The 17,022-nt window shown below is 66.6% G+C and carries 18 protein-coding genes; 10 read left to right on the top strand and 8 right to left on the bottom strand.

The window, feature by feature from the left end:
- The first annotated feature begins 3 nt into the window (after window positions 1–3).
- From NQ036_RS12400 to NQ036_RS12380, 5 genes are read left to right on the top strand one after another with little or no spacing between them, the layout of a single operon-like run.
- Complete coding sequence (locus NQ036_RS12400) at window positions 4–1,074, top strand: ABC transporter permease (RefSeq protein WP_257059383.1); 1,071 nt, start codon at window positions 4–6, stop codon at window positions 1,072–1,074.
- A complete protein-coding gene (locus NQ036_RS12395; protein ID WP_257059380.1) occupies window positions 1,071–1,976 on the top strand; it encodes an ABC transporter permease in 906 nt (301 codons plus the stop codon). The genes NQ036_RS12400 and NQ036_RS12395 overlap by 4 nt, the downstream gene beginning before the upstream one ends.
- Window positions 1,973–2,764: an ABC transporter ATP-binding protein gene (locus tag NQ036_RS12390; protein ID WP_257059377.1), complete on the top strand. Its 792-nt coding sequence runs from the start codon at window positions 1,973–1,975 to the stop codon at window positions 2,762–2,764. The genes NQ036_RS12395 and NQ036_RS12390 overlap by 4 nt, the downstream gene beginning before the upstream one ends.
- On the top strand, window positions 2,761–3,576 hold the full coding sequence (locus NQ036_RS12385) for an ABC transporter ATP-binding protein (RefSeq protein ID WP_257059376.1): 816 nt from the start codon (window positions 2,761–2,763) through the stop codon (window positions 3,574–3,576). The genes NQ036_RS12390 and NQ036_RS12385 overlap by 4 nt, the downstream gene beginning before the upstream one ends.
- Window positions 3,577–3,611: 35 nt before the next feature.
- Window positions 3,612–5,114, top strand: coding sequence for a serine hydrolase domain-containing protein (locus NQ036_RS12380; RefSeq protein ID WP_257059374.1), 1,503 nt, complete (start codon window positions 3,612–3,614; stop codon window positions 5,112–5,114).
- Between the two features lie 5 nt (window positions 5,115–5,119).
- On the opposite strand, the gene NQ036_RS12375 is transcribed toward NQ036_RS12380, so the two are convergent.
- Both NQ036_RS12375 and NQ036_RS12370 read right to left on the bottom strand, forming a co-directional pair.
- Window positions 5,120–6,646, bottom strand: a complete 1,527-nt coding sequence (locus tag NQ036_RS12375; protein ID WP_257059372.1) for an oligopeptide:H+ symporter — start codon at window positions 6,644–6,646, stop codon at window positions 5,120–5,122.
- A 427-nt stretch (window positions 6,647–7,073) separates the two neighbouring features.
- Entirely contained in the window at window positions 7,074–7,865 is a 792-nt protein-coding gene (locus tag NQ036_RS12370) for a hypothetical protein (protein ID WP_257059371.1), read from the bottom strand.
- A gap of 215 nt (window positions 7,866–8,080) precedes the next feature.
- Between NQ036_RS12370 and NQ036_RS12365 the strand changes: the two genes are divergently transcribed.
- Together NQ036_RS12365 and NQ036_RS12360 are read left to right on the top strand one after the other, a co-directional pair.
- Entirely contained in the window at window positions 8,081–8,647 is a 567-nt protein-coding gene (locus NQ036_RS12365; RefSeq protein WP_257059369.1) for a peptidylprolyl isomerase, read from the top strand.
- A 78-nt stretch (window positions 8,648–8,725) separates the two neighbouring features.
- Window positions 8,726–9,289, top strand: coding sequence for a rhomboid family intramembrane serine protease (locus NQ036_RS12360; RefSeq protein WP_257059367.1), 564 nt, complete (start codon window positions 8,726–8,728; stop codon window positions 9,287–9,289).
- A gap of 70 nt (window positions 9,290–9,359) precedes the next feature.
- Here NQ036_RS12360 and NQ036_RS12355 read toward each other — a convergent pair whose 3' ends face one another.
- The 4 genes from NQ036_RS12355 to NQ036_RS12340 form a co-directional block, all read right to left on the bottom strand.
- Entirely contained in the window at window positions 9,360–10,355 is a 996-nt protein-coding gene (locus tag NQ036_RS12355) for an IS3 family transposase (RefSeq protein WP_257059365.1), read from the bottom strand.
- A complete protein-coding gene (locus tag NQ036_RS12350) occupies window positions 10,352–10,774 on the bottom strand; it encodes a hypothetical protein (RefSeq protein ID WP_257059433.1) in 423 nt (140 codons plus the stop codon). Before NQ036_RS12350 ends, NQ036_RS12355 begins: the two co-directional genes overlap by 4 nt.
- A 145-nt stretch (window positions 10,775–10,919) precedes the next feature.
- Complete coding sequence (locus NQ036_RS12345) at window positions 10,920–11,582, bottom strand: hypothetical protein (RefSeq protein WP_257048489.1); 663 nt, start codon at window positions 11,580–11,582, stop codon at window positions 10,920–10,922.
- A 6-nt stretch (window positions 11,583–11,588) separates the two neighbouring features.
- Window positions 11,589–12,125, bottom strand: coding sequence for a cell division protein CrgA (locus NQ036_RS12340; RefSeq protein WP_257059363.1), 537 nt, complete (start codon window positions 12,123–12,125; stop codon window positions 11,589–11,591).
- A gap of 236 nt (window positions 12,126–12,361) precedes the next feature.
- On the opposite strand from NQ036_RS12340, the gene NQ036_RS12335 reads away from it, so the two are divergent.
- From NQ036_RS12335 to NQ036_RS12325, 3 genes are read left to right on the top strand one after another with little or no spacing between them, the layout of a single operon-like run.
- The gene (locus NQ036_RS12335; RefSeq protein WP_257059362.1) at window positions 12,362–13,633 is read left to right on the top strand and encodes a class E sortase; all 1,272 of its coding nucleotides are present in this window, start codon (window positions 12,362–12,364) and stop codon (window positions 13,631–13,633) included.
- Window positions 13,633–13,803: a hypothetical protein gene (locus tag NQ036_RS12330; protein ID WP_257059359.1), complete on the top strand. Its 171-nt coding sequence runs from the start codon at window positions 13,633–13,635 to the stop codon at window positions 13,801–13,803. Before NQ036_RS12335 ends, NQ036_RS12330 begins: the two co-directional genes overlap by 1 nt.
- Window position 13,804: 1 nt before the next feature.
- Window positions 13,805–14,461, top strand: coding sequence for an aminodeoxychorismate/anthranilate synthase component II (locus NQ036_RS12325; RefSeq protein ID WP_257059356.1), 657 nt, complete (start codon window positions 13,805–13,807; stop codon window positions 14,459–14,461).
- A gap of 98 nt (window positions 14,462–14,559) precedes the next feature.
- Here NQ036_RS12325 and NQ036_RS12320 read toward each other — a convergent pair whose 3' ends face one another.
- Together NQ036_RS12320 and NQ036_RS12315 are read right to left on the bottom strand one after the other, a co-directional pair.
- Entirely contained in the window at window positions 14,560–14,958 is a 399-nt protein-coding gene (locus tag NQ036_RS12320; RefSeq protein WP_257059355.1) for a 3-hydroxyacyl-CoA dehydrogenase family protein, read from the bottom strand.
- Window positions 14,940–17,003, bottom strand: coding sequence for a PASTA domain-containing protein (locus tag NQ036_RS12315; protein WP_257059354.1), 2,064 nt, complete (start codon window positions 17,001–17,003; stop codon window positions 14,940–14,942). The genes NQ036_RS12320 and NQ036_RS12315 overlap by 19 nt, the downstream gene beginning before the upstream one ends.
- Between the last annotated feature and the right edge of the window lie 19 nt (window positions 17,004–17,022).

Here is a 17,022-nt window from a genome sequence, read left to right as displayed (position 1 = left end):
AGTATGACCGTCGCCGTCACCGGCGCGCAGCAGCGGATCAAGCCGCCCAAGCTTCATCCGCTGCTGCGCTACGTTCTCATCCGCCTGGCCATCAGCGCACTGCTCATCTGGGGTGTCACCGTCGTGACCTTCCTGCTGACCAACCTGGTCCCCGCCGATCCCGTCCAGGCGATCCTGGGGGACCGGGCCGCAGCAGATCCCGCCATCGTCGAACAGACGCGGCGGGATCTGGGCCTGGACCAACCCTTGCTGATCCAGTACTTCACCTACCTGGGCAATCTGCTCCGGGGTGACCTGGGCGTCTCCAATCAGACCAGGGTGCCCGTCCTGGACTCGATCGGCAACGTGTTCCCCGCGACCATCGAACTGGGCCTGGGCGCGATCGTCATCGCGGTCGTCATCGGCCTGCTGCTGGGCCTGCTGGCGGCTCTTAAACAGAACACGGTTCTGGACTACGTGATCCGTGCGCTGAGCCTCATCGGGATCTCGGCTCCGACCTTCTGGATCGCCACGATCGCCTACTATCTGCTGTCGTTCAAGGCCGGAATCGTCAGCGGGGCCGGGCGTCTGGACCCCTGGGTCACTCCGCCGCCCAAGGTAACGGGCCTGTACACGGTGGACGCCCTGTTCGCCGGACAGCTGAGCACCTTCGCCAATGCGGTGTCCCATCTGGTCCTGCCGTCCTGCGTGCTGGCCCTGTTCACCATCGGCCTGCTGACCCGCTTCAGCCGTTCCAGCGTGTTGGACGTGATGAACCTGGACTACGTCACCGCGGCCAAGGCCAAGGGCCTGCCGGGGCGCACCGTGGTCTTCAGCTATATCTTCCGCGGTGCCCTGGTGCCCATCATCACCGTGGTGGGCCTGGCCTTCGGGTCCCTGCTATCAGGGGCGGTGCTGACCGAAACCGTGTTCGCCTGGAACGGTCTGGGCCAATTCGCCTATCGCGGCGCCACCTCGCTGGACCTGCCCGTCATCATGGGCGTCGGCCTGGTCATCGGCATTGTCTACATCGGAGTGAACTTCATCGTGGATGTCATCTACGGCCTCATCGACCCCCGAGTGAGGGTCCGATGAGCGCCCCGCACAGTCAACTCAGCAGCAAGGAGGCGGTGGAGCTCGGCATCAAGCGCTGGCGCTTCCGGGTTCCCCAGGCACTGCGCACCCCGCTGGGCGTCACCGGCGGGATCATCCTGGTGCTGTGGCTGCTGATCGCAGTCCTCGCCCCGCTGCTGGCACCCTTCGACCCATTGGCGCAGAGCTTCACCCGTCTGCAGGCACCGGGTGGGGACAATGCCCTGGGCACCGACACCCTGGGCCGCGATGTCCTCTCGCGCATCATCGTCTCCGCGCGCACCACCCTGCCTGCCGCGATCTTCGTCGTGCTGTGTTCGGCCATCATCGGCTCCGTGCTCGGCGCCATCGCCGGATACTTCGGCAAGGCCGTGGACGAGGTCATCATGCGCATCGCCGACCTGGTCTTCGCCTTCCCGACGATCATCCTGGCCATGGTCATCGCCGCGGCGCTGGGGCCCGGTCTGAAGAACGCGATCATCGCGATCCTCATCGTGTCCTGGCCGCAGTACGCCAGGACCACGCGAGCCCTGGTCATGACCGCGCGCAACAGCGAATACGTGGTCGCCGGCCGCCTGCTGGGCTTCAGCCCCTGGAAGTCGCTGTTCCGCGACATCACTCCCAATGTGGTCTCACCCGTCGTGGTGCTGGCGACCCTGGGTGTGGGCGAGGCGATCCTGACGATGGCAGGCCTGTCCTTCCTGTCCCTGGGCGTGGTGCCTCCGGCACCCGACTGGGGTGCGATGATCAGCGAGGGCGTATCGCAATTCAACGCCTGGTGGATCGCACTGTTCCCCGGCATCTGCATTCTGACGGTCGTCATGGCCTTCAACTTCCTGGGCGACAGCCTGCGCGACGCGCTGGACCCCCGAACCGCCAAACAGGTGGAAGGAGCCAACGGATGAGTGTCGTCACCCTGCGGGATCTCAACCTGGTCGTCGGCCAGGGCAAGAACGAGAACCACATCCTGCACGATGTGTCCTTCACGCTGGAAGCCGGGAAGATCACCGGCGTCGCCGGGGCCTCGGGTTCGGGCAAGACCCAGACCGGTATGGCCATCATGGGGCTGTCCCCGGCCGGCGCCAGGCTGTCCGGCAGCATCGACTTCGAAGGCCGCGAACTGGTGGGGTTGAGCCCCAAGGCACACAATGCGCTGCGCGGGACTTCCCTGGCGATGGTCTTCCAGGACCCGTCCTCGGCCTTCCACCCGATGCTCTCGGTGGGCGCCCAGCTGACCGACCACCTGCGGCACCATCGGAAGATGGGGAAGAGGGAAGCACTCGCCCGCGCAGTGGAGATCCTGGCCAAGACCCGGGTCCCCGACCCGGAGGGCGCGGTCAAGAAGTACCCGCACCAGTTCTCCGGCGGACAGCTGCAGCGCATCGCCTTCGCCTCGGCGGTGATCTGCGAACCCCGGGTGCTCATCGCCGACGAACCGACCACAGCGCTCGACGTCACCGTCCAAGCCGGGATCCTGCGCCTGCTGCGCGATCTGTGCGACGACCTCGAACTGGCCGTGCTGCTGGTGACCCACGACTTCGGCGTGCTGTCCTCGGTCGCGGACACCATCGTCGTGATGCAGAACGGACGGGTCGTGGAGACCGGCGACCGGCACTCGGTGATCGTGAATCCGCAGCACGACTACACCCGCTCACTCATCGAATCCCTGCCAGGAACGGAGGTGGCCGGATGAGCCCGGCAGCCCCTGCGCCCACGCGCCCCACCGTGCTCGCCGTCGACCACGTCGCCTGCGAGTACAAGCTGGACGGCGGCGGGCGCTTCCGCGCCGTCAACGACGTCTCCCTGAACCTGGCCGAATCCGAGGTCCTGGGCCTGGTGGGGGAGTCCGGCTGCGGCAAATCGACCCTGGCGAAGCTGATCTGCGGCCTGGAGAAGACCTCGGAGGGCACCATCACCTTCGAGTCCACCCCGGTGCGGCCCCTGGGATTCCGTCGGCGCCCTGCCGAATTGCTGGGCATCCAGATGGTCTTCCAGAACCCCTACGCCTCGCTCAACCCGCGGCGCCGGATCGGAGAGCAGATCGAGGACGCACTGGCCCTGGATCCGGCCGGCCGGTGGACGGTCAAGGACCTACTGGCGGCAGTGGACCTGCCCACCACTGCGGCCAACCGCTTCCCCCACGCCTTCTCCGGCGGGCAGCGGCAGCGGATCGCCATCGCCAGGGCCCTGGCAGCAGGGCCCAAGGTGCTCATCGGCGATGAGCCGATCGCCTCCCTCGACGCCTTCCTGCAGTCGCGCGTGGCGCAGATGATGCGCGACCTCGCGATCGAATCGGGCGCCTCGCTCATCTTCATCAGCCACGACCTCTCGGTGGTCAGGGAGATCGCCGATCGTGTGGCGGTGATGGAGGCGGGACGGATCGTCGAGGTCGGCGACACCGAGCAGATCTGGAACGAACCGGGTCACCCGTACACACAACGGCTGCTGGCCGCGATCCCGAAGGTCGACGGACTGGGGACCATTCCGGGCGAGGCCGGAGCCTGATGGGCGCGGTTGTGCCGGGGCAGTATTCGCAGGGTGTGCACCAGAGGCTTACCGCCGCCTACCGGGACCTGTTGGCCGAACTGTGCGAGCGCCATGGGGTGCCGGGCGCCCAACTGGGCATCCTCCGGATGGATCCGACCGCACCCGGCGGTGCAGCCGGCACTCCGGAGATCGCAGTGGCGGTCCACGGGAGCGTCAACCTGCGCACAGGGGCGCCCGTCACCCCGGATTCGATCTTCCAGATCGGTTCGATCACCAAGATCTACACGACCACGCTGCTCATGCAGCTGATCGAGGCAGACACCCCGGTTCCGGCGAGCGGGGAGGCGATCACCCTGGACACACGGGTTCGCGACATCCTGCCGGAGTTCGAGCTGCGTGACCCGCGCGCCCGCGAAGAGCTGACCGTGCGGCATCTGCTCACCCACACCAGCGGGATCGACGGAGACCTGTTCATCGACACAGGGCGCGGCGACGACTGCTTGGAGAAGTACCTGGACGTTCTAGCCGAGGCCGCTCAGATCCATCCGGTGGGCGCGATGTACTCCTACTGCAATTCCGGATTCTCCCTGGCCGGGCTGGTCATCGAACGCCTGACCGGTAAGGGTTGGGACACAGCCCTGCGCGAATCGCTGTTGGACCCGCTGGGATTGGACCATTCCGTGACCCTGCCCGAGGACGCGATCCTCTTGGGCGATGTCGCGGTGGGCCACGAGGACATCGCCGGCTCCACCAGGGTGATCCGGCAGTGGCACCTGCCGCGTAGTTCCGGTCCGGCCGGCGCAGTGGTCGCCCGGGCCGCGGACGTCCTGGCCTTCGCATATATGCACATGGCCGAGGGCCGGGCGGAAACCGGGACCCGGGTGCTGGGACCCGAGGCGGTGGCTCTGATGCAGACCGAACAGGTCGCCCAACCCGACCGCGGGACCTCGGGAGATGCCCGGGGCCTGGGCTGGGTGCTTTCGGACTGGAACGGCGCCCGCGTCTACGGTCACGATGGCGGCACCATGGGCCAGACGGCCTATCTGCGCATCCACCCGGACTCCGGCACCGCGGTGGTGCTGCTGACCAACGGCGGCAATGGCCAGATGGTCTACGAGGAGCTGTTCGAACGCGTCTTCGCAGATTTGGCGGGGATCGCCAAGCCCGGCCGGGTCGCGCCTCCGGAGGACTGGCGGGACCGAGCACTGTCCTCCGAGGTAGCGGCCGAACTGACCGGTGCGTACGTCCGGGCGGAGGAACGCATCGAGGTGATGCTCGGACCGGAGGAGGGGGAGCCCGGGGCACCCGGAGCCCCGGGAACCTCGGCTCGAGAAGTGCTGCGCATCCGACAGGTGGACACGAGTCCCTTCACCGAGGTCGAGGACATCCCCGTGGCCACCTCGGTCCTGGCGCCCTTGGCCGACGGGGCCGACGGCCGGTTCGCCCGCTACAGCAAGGAGACTGGAGCCTGGTCCGCGGTCTCCTTCCTGCACCTGCCCGACGGCAGTCGCTATGTGCACACGGACGGTCGCGCCACCCCGCTGTCACCGGGGTAGCCCGCCTACAGCCCCGCGTTCAACCCGCGGGCCAGGGGCCGCCGCGCTAGCAGGAGGATTAGGCCGAACACGATGGCCGCACCGGACACGAAGGTGAAGTACGCGGTATTCGAGATCGCGGTGAACAGCTGGCCCAGCAGGCCTGACAGCGATGAGCCCAGGGCCAGGGTCAGGAAGTTCAACCCCACCATCTGCGTGCCGAAGCGCTTGGGACCGATCTTCGTGGCCAGCGACAGGCCGATCGGGCCGACGAAGACCTCGGAGGACCCCGCCACCACCATGAACAACAGCACCAACCACACCGGGATCGTCGCATCCCCGGTCAGCGTGGTCACCAACAGCAGGTACAGATAGGCCACGCCGATCTGGCACAGGCCGATCGCGAACTTCGCCGGTGCTCCGGGCTGGCGGGCGCCCAGGCGCTGCCACAGTCGCGCGATCAACGGGGTGGCCAGGACGCCCGCCAGCGGACTGACCATGGTGATCCAGGCGACGGGGAAGGTCCAGCCGCCCACGCTCAGATCGACCCGCTCGCTGATCAGGATGGACACGGCGGTGAACTTCTGGAACAGGAACCCGAAGTAGCAGCCCGACAGCAGGAACAGCGGCAGGTAGGCCACGGTCCGCTTCTTCTCGTCCCGGCTCACCGTGGACGACGTCCACATCACCAGGAAGTACCCGGCGGCGGCCACCAGCGCCACAATGGTCACGAGCGAGGACAGGTTCGCGGCCTTGAGCCAGCCGGACAGGGACGCCACGGCGATGACGAGCAGGGCCGCGATGGCCGTGGTCGCGGGCTTCCAGATGGCAGCGATCGGCAGGGGATTGGAAGGGTGCTTGGCCCGCTCCGGCAGGCCGCGCATCCCGAACAGGTACTGGATCAGTGCGCCCAGCATGCCGACGGCCGCCAGCCCGAAGCCCCAGTGGAAGCCCCACTCGTTCTGCACGAAGCCGGTCAGCAGCGGTCCCAGCACGGCTCCGCCGTTGATCGCCATGTAGAAGTAGGAGAAGCTCGCATCGCGCGCCGCGGCGGGCTTGTCGGCGACGACGAAGCCCACGATCGAGGTGATGTTCGTCTTCAGTGCCCCGGTTCCGGCGATGATGAGCACCAGGCCGACGCCCAGCCCCAGCATGCCGGGCAGGGCGGCCAGGCACACGTGCCCCGCCGTGATGATGATGCCGCCCAGCAGCACCATGGTGCGCGGGCTGAGCAGGCGCTCACCTGCCCAGGCGCCCAGCAGCTGGGCCAGGTACACGGCGCCGCCATAGGCTCCGACGATTCCGGCGGCCGCCGCTGCGGGCACTTCCAGACCGCCGCGGTCCAGGGAGTACAGCAGGTAGAAGCTCAGGATCCCCTGCAGTCCGTAGAAGGAGAACCGCTCCCACAGTTCGGTGAATGCCATCGAGCCGATCGCCCTGCGCGGGCTCACAGGTTGTCGCGTGGGGTTGTCCTGATCGGGCAGGGCACCTTCGCGCTGTGCTGCCATGATGCTGATCTGGTCGTCGATGGGTACCTGGGTGCTGTTGGGCACGCGGCTCCTTTCGGAAAGAATCACTACCTTTTGGGTGAGATCGAATTGGGCAAACAAAACGGCCCCGTCGTCACGCACGTGATCTGCGTTACTGCGCAGTCATTGTGCAGAGACGATAAGGCCTCCGCCGACTCTATCGGATACCGCGCCCGCGGCCGCACCCGGGTACCACTCATTCCGCACCCGGGCGCGGCCTCGGCTATTCGTCAGCAGTCAAGTTTGTCCGAAAAAACCCATCGAAAGCAGACCAAAGTGCCTGCTCATCCACGGGTGGTCGGTTCACCCTTGGACGGGCAGGTGCGCAGAACGCCCGCGGGCCGTGTGGACGGTTCCCCCGAAAGGGGCGGTCCACACGGCCCGCGGGCGTTCGTGTGCTCACCTGTGGTGCCCGGTGCGACTCACCGGGCACCGATGGCGCCGGCTGGGGTCAGTCCTCTTCGACCTCGGCCTCGACTTCCCCTGCGTCGTCAGCGGTGGGCTCTTCGACCTTGGACACGACCGGCTTGGCCGCTTCCGAGGCCGGGGTCGAACCGACCGGACGGGCGTCGGCGGGGCGGTTGCCCGGCAGCGGGGTCGACCAGGGATCCTCGACCGGCTTGAGCGCCTTGTAGACGAAGTAGCCGATACCGCCGGCCGCACCCAGGAACAGGACCCAGATGAACCAACGGCCGCCCTTCTTGCCGGCCTTGGCGTCGATCTTCGCCTGCTTCTTGGCCGCCTTGGCCAGTTCCTTGCCGCGTTCGGCCAGAGCGCTCTGCGCCTTCTTCAGGGCCTTCTTGTCCCCGGTCAGCCTGGTCGCCAGGTCGGTCACGGCGGCGGGGGTCTTGGCGCCGGCGACCAGCGCGGACAGACGGGTCAGCTGGTCACCGGACTGGGCCAGCAGCTTTCCGCGCTTGCGGGTCAGCTCGACGGATGCGTCGGCGATCTGGTCGCCGTAGCGGGCGTCGATCTGGTCACGGGCATCCGAGACGGCCTCGGTCGCCCGCTGTTTGCCCGATTCCAGTGCGGCGGTGACCTTGGGGCGGGCATCGTCGGCGGCGGCGTGCAGGCGCTCGGCCGTTTCGTGCAGGAAGGCATTGGCCTTCTCCAGATAGGGGCCGCTCTTCTCGATCGCCTGGGCGGAGCCCTCGCGGACCGCCTCGGTCACGCCGGTGACGACGTCGGAAACATTGCTCGACAGCAGCTTGCAGCTGTTCTTCTGGCTGGCCTTTTTGAACATTTCACCCTCCAACGTGGAAAAACTGTTACCCCTAGTCTATTCATCCGCTCGCCGTTTATGGTCCGGATTCCGCCTGCCGAGCTGGAAAGTTCCGCACAAGTCCTCGCACAAGTCCTTGTACAGCGGGGGAGGGGCGGGGTTTTCGGCGGTATTGCGCGCCCAGCTGAACGTGGGCTGGACGTCTACGGCGGGGTGTGCATGGAAGAATAGGGGGCATGAGTATCTCCACGCAGCAGGTCATCCTGCACACGAATCTGGGCGACATCAAGCTGAACATGTTCGGCAACCACGCCCCCAAGACCGTCGCGAACTTCGTCGGCCTGGCCGACGGCTCCAAGGAGTACAAGGACGACGCCGGTCGGACGAACCCCACCCCGTTCTACGACGGCGTGAAGTTCCACCGCATCATCAAGAACTTCATGATCCAGGGCGGCGACCCGCTGGGCCGCGGCACCGGTGGCCCCGGCTACCAGTTCGACGATGAGATCCACCCCGAACTGCAGTTCGACCGCCCCTACCTGCTGGCCATGGCCAACGCCGGAACGCGTGTGGGTCTGGACGCCTTCGGCAACCGGGTGAAGAAGGGCACCAACGGCAGCCAGTTCTTCATCACCACCGTTCCCACCCCGCACCTCAATGGCGCGCACACCATCTTCGGCGAGGTCGCCGACGATGAGTCGAAGAAGGTCGTCGACGCCCTCGAGGCCGTTAAGACCGGCTTCCAGGACGCCCCGGCCGAGCCCGCGTTCATCGAGACCGTCGAGGTCCTGCCCAAGGCCTGAGGCCCGCCGCAGTCCGACCCGGTCACTCCCGTGAGCGAAACCCCGCGCCCCGCCACCTCATCACGCAGGTGGCGGGGCGTGCCCATTGTCACCCTGTCCCTGGTGGCGCTGACCGTCCTGGCCTATCTGGTGAACCTGCTGCCGGGCACCGGGCTCACCTCCCGCCTGGCCTTCGTGCCGGTGTTGACGGCCGCCGAGCCCTGGCGCGCGCTGAGTGTGGTGTTGGTCCATGCCGGGCCCACCCATTTGCTGTTCAACATGGTGGGCCTGTTCTTCTTCGGCAGCTTCTTGGAGAGGTCCCTGGGACGTTTCTTCGTCCTGGGCACCTACCTGTTGGCCGCGCTGGGCGGATCCCTGTGCCCGCTGCTGCTGTCGATCCTGTGGCCCGCCGTGGTGTCACCGGGCACTGTGTTCGTCGGCGCCTCGGGAGCGGTGTACGGCTTGGTGGGCGTGCTGCTGGTCCCGACCCGGCGACTGGACCGCAACTGGAGCAGCGTGCTCGTGTTCATCCTGCTGGGCGCGCTCTACCCGCTGTTCAATCCGCAGGTGGCCTGGGAGGCCCACCTGGGCGGGCTGATCACCGGCTTCGTGCTGGGCTGCTGCTATTTCCTGGTCCGCAAACTCCGTTCCCGCTCCACTTAGCAGTCACCTTGGTCCGGTTCCCCGCGGTGGGCGCTCGTTGTCAAGCTGTGCGGAGTCATGTTGGTTCCTGCTAGGCGATTTTCCTGGCCCTGTGGTTGATTCCGACGGTGTCGGCTGGTGACGGTGTCACGGGCCGGCACCGGAATCGTTCGGGATGTTGTTCGTAATAGTCCTGAAGTGCCCGATCGCGGATCGTCCACTTCTCTTCCCATACGCCGTCTGCGATCTCAGACGGGGAGAACAAGGCGATACCGGAGTGCTTGTGTTCGGTGTTGTACCAGACGACGTAGTCGTCGATGTACTCCCGCGCGTCCTGAAGAGTCTCGAAGATCCGCGGGTAGCCCAGCCGGTACTTCATCGTCTTGAACGCCGATTCGGAAAACGGATTGTCATTGGATACATACGGCCTGTTGTACGTCGTCTCGACCCCGTGACCGGCCAGCAGGTCACGCAGACGCGTCGACGTCATGGCCGCACCATTGTCTGCGTGCACGATGCGCGGCGCACCGCGCGCGGCGATCGCCGTAGCGAACATCTCGACGGCCAACCGGTCGGATTCCCAGTCCTCGACGCGATAGCCCACGATCTCGCGGGAGAAGATATCGATGATCGTGTACGCCTTGTACACACGACCCTTCCACGGCGAGTACACGTCGGTGATATCCCACGACCACACCTGCCCGGGCGCGGTGGCAATCACCGTCGGAGCATCCCTGCGCTGCGACTTGCCCTTCCTCCGCGGGGCCCTCGGCCGTAGCACCTGGTCCTCGATCTGCGCGGCGATGCGCCACCACGTCCGGCGCGACGCCAACATCACGCCCCGGTCCCATGCCGTCGCGTACGCGAAGTCCACCGACTCGCCCCGGGCCCAGGCCAGCTTGATCAACTCCTCAATCCGGTCCCGGTCCCCGGCCGCGATCCGCGACTCATACGCCCGATCCGCCTGATGCACAGGATCGGGAACCGGTGACCGCGGCGATTGCCGATACTGCCACGTCGACCGTGTCACACCGGCCATGGCCAGCGCCCGGCGCTGCGACCCCAGGAGTCCCGTCAGCTCGGTCACGAGTCGGTTTTCGGCTGCGATGAATCCTGCGAGTCGGTCGTCGTGGCAGTATCGGGCTCTTGACCGCTCAGCCGATGCAAGAGCCCGATAGCTTTTCCCAAGGCCTCGTTCGAACCCTCCAATTGCTCGATCCGGGCCTGCAACCGCGCGACCTCGAGTTCGTGCTCGGCGAGTTCCTTGGCGCGAGCCCTCTCAAAAGCTGCCAACTGGCCATGTGTGCGTGTCATTCCACCATGCTCGCGGGGAATCAGTTCCCTGTCCACATCCCCCTCATACACCATTTGCCGCAACCGCCGGAACTGATGGACCGTGAACGGTTGCTCGGCCAGCCATAGTGCCTTCGTCCCATGCGGCTGAGCTTGATACTGCGCGACTAGCTCTCGGATCTCTTCGGCCGTGTAGCCCGCTCTCCCTGCCATCACTGCTCACTTCCTCACTCACGCTGAGTGACTCACAAACAGTCTGACAAAGAGGGGGGCAGTCACTTTGGTCCGAGGATTCATGGAATCTCCAGACCAAATCGCCTGCCGAAGGGTCGGGAGACGAGGCCGGTGCTGTGGGTCCTCAGGCTTCGTCGGAGGTCAGGGGATCGGCCGGACCGAACAGCCTGACGGCCAGGCGCAGCATCAGCTGGGTCAGCGGGCCGATGGCCAGGGCGTAGAGGATCGTGCCGATGAAGAAGCGGCCGCCCAGCAGCCAGCCGGCGGCCATCACGACGACCTCGATCGTGGTGCGCACCGCGAACACCGGCTTGCCCGTGGCCTCGACGAGTCCCGTCATCAGACCGTCACGGGGTCCGGGCCCGAAGTTCGGCACGATGTAGAGGACGGTGGCGACCGCGTTGATCACGATTCCGGACACCATATAGGTGATCTGCAGCCACAGGGCATGCGCGGGCGGGACCACGGCCATGGTCACGGAGATGAAGGTGCCCACCAGCAGGGCGTTGGAGATGGTTCCCAGGCCGGGGCGCTGCCGCAGCGGAATCCACAGCAGCAGAACGACCAGCGAGAGGATGACGGCGATCGCGCCGACGCTCAGCGGCAGGTAGTTGGACAGTCCCTGGTGCAGGACGTCCCAGGGCATATTGCCCAAGCCCGCCTGAATCATCAACCCGCACGAGGTCCCGAAGAACACCAGCCCCACGTACAGGGCGATGAGTCGGATCCACAGGGGCCTATCGGCCAGCAGTCGGAAGTCGGAGGGGCTCCGAGGTGAGGGGGCCACCGCCCCCTACCGCCAGCGCGTGGTCATGCCCAGGCCGACGACGATGATGCCGAAGCCCGCCAGCAGGTTCCAGTTGCCCCAGGCCTCGACCGGCCACTTGCCCTGGGTGATGTAGAAGACGATGAGCCACAGCAGACCGATCGCGAAGACCGACAGCATCGTGGGGACGAACCAGCGGCCGTTGGGCTTGAGCGCCGCCTGGTTCTCCGCGGAGTTATAGGTTGCCTTCTTCCGGGCCTCCGAGCGCTTGGCCGGATTGCCGGACTTGGACTCCTGGCGGGCCTTCGAACGGGCCGCGGCCTTGTCTTTGGATGCCGCCTTGTCCTTGGAAGCGGTTGTCGCGGAGTCCTTATCCTTGGGGCTCTTGTCCTTGTCCTTGGACGCAGCCTTGTCCTTGGAGTCCTTGGTTTCGTTCTTGGCCGAGGACTTCGCCTTGGATTCGGTCCCCTTGGCGTCTGCGGCCTTGGCCCCGTCGACCAGGGCGCTGTCGTCGACGGTTTCCTTGACGTCGTCCGCCTTGCCCGTCGAATTAGAGTTGGCCACAATACTCCTCAGTGAAGATCCATGCCGCGTGTTCCGCGTATTCCATGCTCAGCGCCGGGCACCGCCGCCTGGGCGGCACTCAGTACGCACGCCCCGAGTCTAACGGTTGTGCCATGAATGCGCATGTCCGCCTTAGGTGGACCTAAAGGGGTGGGGTGCCCTGGCGCGGCGGCTGGGCGGCGTTCAGGGAATGGTCTTAGTATGGACTAAGAGCTGACCTACCGAAAGTGCACTCCGTGGACCAACCCCTCACTCGTCGTGAGCGCATCGCGCGTGAACGCGCCGCTGCGGCTGCCGGCGTCGAATCCCCGGACCCCGCGGCAGCACAGCAGGAAACACCCCAGCCGGGCAATGAGCCGCAGTCCCAAGCCGACAGGGCCCCGGCGGAGGCTCCCTCATCAGATGGTCGTTCCGCATCCGCTTCGCCCCTGAATATTCGGCGCGCTCACTCGACCGCGCCCATTCCGATCCAGCCCGACCCCTATGCGCAGCAGGGCGCCTATGCACAGCAGGGCACGGATCCCGCAGCAGCGCAGCACGCATCCGATGCCGCAACCCAGTACCTGCCACCGGTCGCCCCGCAGTTCCCCGCAACCGAACAGTTCCCCGCCGCGCCCGCCGGACAGTACGCACAGGCGGGTTCCTACGCGCAGGCTGCCCATGCCTCGCCGTATACCCCGGGCGCACAATATGGTTCGGGCGCACAGCCCGTGCCCGCCGCACAGCCGGGCGCGGCTGGGGGCGGCAGGGGAAACGGCGGAGGGAAGTCCGAGCCCGAGCCCGAGCCCCTGGGATTCTTCCGCGGGAGCGTGCGCACCTTCGGCGAACTGTGCATCACACTGGGCCTGGTGCTCATCCTGTTCGTCGGCTGGCAGCTGTGGTGGACGGACATCGCGGCCGATCAGGACAACCGCGATCTGACCACCCAGCTGCAGAACGACTGGCAGGACGACAAGCCCCAGGCCAAGGGAGACCCCGACCACCCCGTGGTGGGCAAGGCGCCGGCGGAGAACAAGGGCTTCGGCATCCTCTACATCCCGCGCTTCGGCGACCGCTACTATCGCACGATCGCCGAGGGCGTGGCCATGGAACCGGTGCTCAACCGGATGGGCACCGGGCACTACCCGGGAGCCGCAATGCCGGGCGACAAGGGCAACTTCGCGATCGCCGGCCACCGCGTGACCTATGGCAAGCCGCTGAACCAGATCGCTGAGCTGCGCCCGGGCGACGACATCGTCGTCCAGACCAAGGAGGGCTACTACACGTACACCTTCCGCAACTTCGACATCGTGCTGCCGAACAAGGTGGACGTCCTGGACCCCGTCCCCGGCTTCCCCGAATATCACGGCAAGGACCGCATCATGACGCTGACCGCCTGTAATCCGATGTTCTCGGCCAGGGAACGCTATGTCGCGTATGCGACGCTGTCGGACTTCCACCCGGCGGCGGACGGACCACCCGATGCCATCAAGGACAGCCCCGCCTACAAGACGGCCGGGGGCAAGTGATGTACGAACTCATCTGGCGCGCCCTGCCCGGCAACTGGTTCATCAAACTGCTCATCTGCCTGGCTCTGGTGGTCGCCGCGGTCTACGTCCTGATGGAGTACGTGTTCCCGCTGATCGCTCCGTTCATGCCATTCAACAACGCCACCGTCGGCACCGGGGAAGGGGCCTGAGATGCCGAAGACGCAGATCCTGGTCATCGACAACTACGACAGCTTCGTCTACACCCTGGTGGGCTATCTGCAGGAACTCGGCGCGGTCACCACGGTGATCCGCAACGACGACATCGCGGCCGAGGACCTGGAGACCTACCTGCCCGGGTTCGCCGGGGTGCTCATCTCGCCGGGACCCGGCACACCGGCGGACTCCGGCGTGTGCCCGGACGTGATCCGCTGGTGCGCTGCGCACTCGAAGCCGCTGTTCGGCGTGTGCCTGGGGCATCAGGCACTGGGCGAGGTGTTCGGGGCCACCGTGGCCCACTCACCGCAGCTGATGCACGGGAAGACCTCTGAGATCACGCATACGGGCACCGGGATCTTCGCCGGGGTCCGCAACCCCGTGACGGTCACCCGTTACCATTCGCTGGCGATCGTCGACACGACCCTGCCGACTGACGTGTTCGAGGTCACCGCGCAGACCGCGGACGGCATCGTGATGGCGATCCAGCATCGCACCGCGCCCCTGGCCGGGGTGCAGTTCCACCCGGAATCCGTGCTGACCCAGGACGGATATCTCATGGTCGGGAACTTCCTGGCCACGGCCGGGCTGCCCGAGGCCGCGCAGCGCGCCGCCGGACGTTCGCCGATCGCCTCGGCGGCCGCCCTGGGCTGAGGCGCCCCTCCGTGAGCAGGCGATTTGGTCTGAGAAATCACCCGGATTCCAGACCAGAGTGACTGCTCACGGGGAGGGGAGCAGACCTAAGTGACTGCTCAGGCCCCGTAGCGGTAGAAGCCCTCGCCGGAGGACCGGCCCAGCTTGCCCTGGTCGATGTAGTTGGTCTTGAGGTAGTCGGCGAAGCGCTGGGACGCCTCATCGCCCATCTTGGAGATGTTGTAGGCGGTGGTCAGGCCCACGACGTCGAAGATCTCGAAGGGGCCGTTGGGTGCACCGGTGCCGATCCTCCAGACCCGGTCGATGTCCTCGGGTTCGGCGATGCCGTCGAACCGGGCGCTGCCGGCTGCGACGGCGGCCTCATCGATGTCATAGGCCGTGACCGTGAAGCCGGCGTAGGCGGTTTGGAAGGCGATCTGCGAGCCGAGCACGCCGGTGCCCAGAGTCGTCACATTGGTGATGCCGCCGCGGGCCCGCCTCAGTGGTTGCCTGTCCACCAGCCACCGCTGCCCGGACCATGCTGTGTGGTGCCCGGCAGGATCCCCGTGGTGGGGATGGGCGCCTGTGAGGGCGTGGGCGGCGGGGTCGGCTTGGGCTTGGCCTTGGCGACCGTGATCGTGATCGTCGCGTGCTGGTCCACCGAGTTGCCGCCGTTGACGGACTGTTCGTAGACCTCGCCGGCCTTGTGGTCCTCGGTCTCGACGACCTTCACGCTGCACTCGAGCTGGTACTTCTTGCTGCGCAGCGTCTCACAGGCCTCGTCCTGCTTCTGGCCGGTCACGCTGGGCACCTCGACCTTGCCGTTGGAGATCACCAGGTCCACCGTCGACTGCCGCTTGACCTCCTTGCCCTTCTTGGGCTTGGTGGACAGGACGGTGCCCTTCTCCTTGTCCGCCGAGGTCTTCTCCTCATTGGCCCCAGCCTTCAACCCGGCATCGGTCAGCCGCTGTCTGGCCAAGGATTCGGTATCGCCTGCGACATCGGGCACTTCGACCACATCGGGGCCGATCGAAACGTAGAGGGTGACCGTCTGCCCGGCCGTGACCTCGGTCCCGGCGTTCGGGTCGGTCTTGACGATATCGCCCTCGTCGACCTCGTCGTCGTGGGTCTCCTCCGTCTGGGAGTTCAAACCGTTGTCCTGCAGGTACTGCTTGGCCTCCGCGGTGCTCTTGGACTTCAGATCCTCCAGCGCGAAGGGCTCGGGGCCCTTGGTCATCACGTAGACCCAGCCGCCCAAGCCGGCCAGCACGATCACCAGGACCGCCGCGAGCCCCCACATCCAGCCGCGCTTGCGACGCGAGGAATCATGGTCCTCCTCGCGATTGGGCAGGGTGGACATGCCACTGGTCTCCGGATGCGCCTGCTGGGCGTAGCCGGTGCCCACGGTGGCGAACTGCCCGGGCTGGTTCGGATCGTAGGGCCCGGCACTGCCGACGGACTCCGCGGCCTGCGGCGTGTACTGCGTGGCCGGGGCCGAACCGTAGGGCTGCCCCTGTGAACCATAGGGCTGGCCCTGCGAGCCGTATGGCTGTCCCTGGGACCCGTAGGGGTCGCCCTGGGAGCCATAGGCCTGGGGCTGGTTGAACACCTGGGTGGCGGCATCGCCGGCGGCGAATCCCGCCGCAGCACCTGCCGCACCCGCGGCATAGCCCGTGCCCGAGGTCTGGCCCGGCACGTCGATCGTCATGGGTCGGCCGTCCCTGGCCGCCAGCACGTCCTCGCGGAAGGTGTAGGCGTCCTGGTACCGGTTGTCGCGGTCCTTCTCCAGGGCGTGCAGGACCAGCCGGTCGACGTGCTCCGGGACCTCGGGGTTGAAGGCGGACGGTGGCTGGGGGGCCTCACCCACGTGCTGATAGGCCACTGCCAGCTGCGAATCGCCTTTGAAGGGCGGGCGGCCGGTCAGCAGCTCGTAGAGCAGGCAGGCGGTCGAGTACAGATCGGAGCGCGCATCGACCAGTTCACCGCGGGCCTGTTCGGGTGACAGATACTGTGCGGTGCCCAGTACCGACTGGGTTCCGGTCAGGCTGCCGGTGTCCTCGAGTGCGCGGGCGATGCCGAAGTCCATCACCTTGATATCGCCCTCGGGAGTGAGCATCACATTGCCCGGCTTGATGTCGCGGTGGACGATGCCGTTGCGGTGGCTGTAGTCCAGCGGCGCCAGGACGCCGGCGGTGACGTCGAGGGCCTCGGAGACGGTGAGGTGGCCGTGCTCGTTGAGCACCTGGCGCAGGGTCTGGCCCTCCACGTACTCCATCACGATGAAGGGGACCTGGACCTCGGAACCGCCGGATTCGACCAGCGTCTCCTCGCCGGAGTCGTAGACCGCGACGATGCCGGGATGGTTCAGGCCCGCTGCGGACTGCGCCTCGCGCTTGAGGCGTTCGTGGAAGGACGGATCGCGGGCCAGATCGGAGCGCAGCAGTTTGATGGCCACGCGGCGTCCCAGCCGGGTGTCCACACCGGCATGGACTTCCGCCATGCCGCCGCGACCCAGCAACTGCCGGACCTCGTATCGCCCGGATAACAGCCGTTCGCCAGTCACGTGCGCTTTCCTTTCATCA

Source organism: Brevibacterium sp. 91QC2O2 (assembly GCF_024580695.1).
Taxonomy (GTDB): domain Bacteria; phylum Actinomycetota; class Actinomycetes; order Actinomycetales; family Brevibacteriaceae; genus Brevibacterium; species Brevibacterium moorei.
The sequence above is the reverse complement of the archived record's forward strand: the minus strand, read 5'-3'. Positions and strand labels throughout refer to the sequence as shown.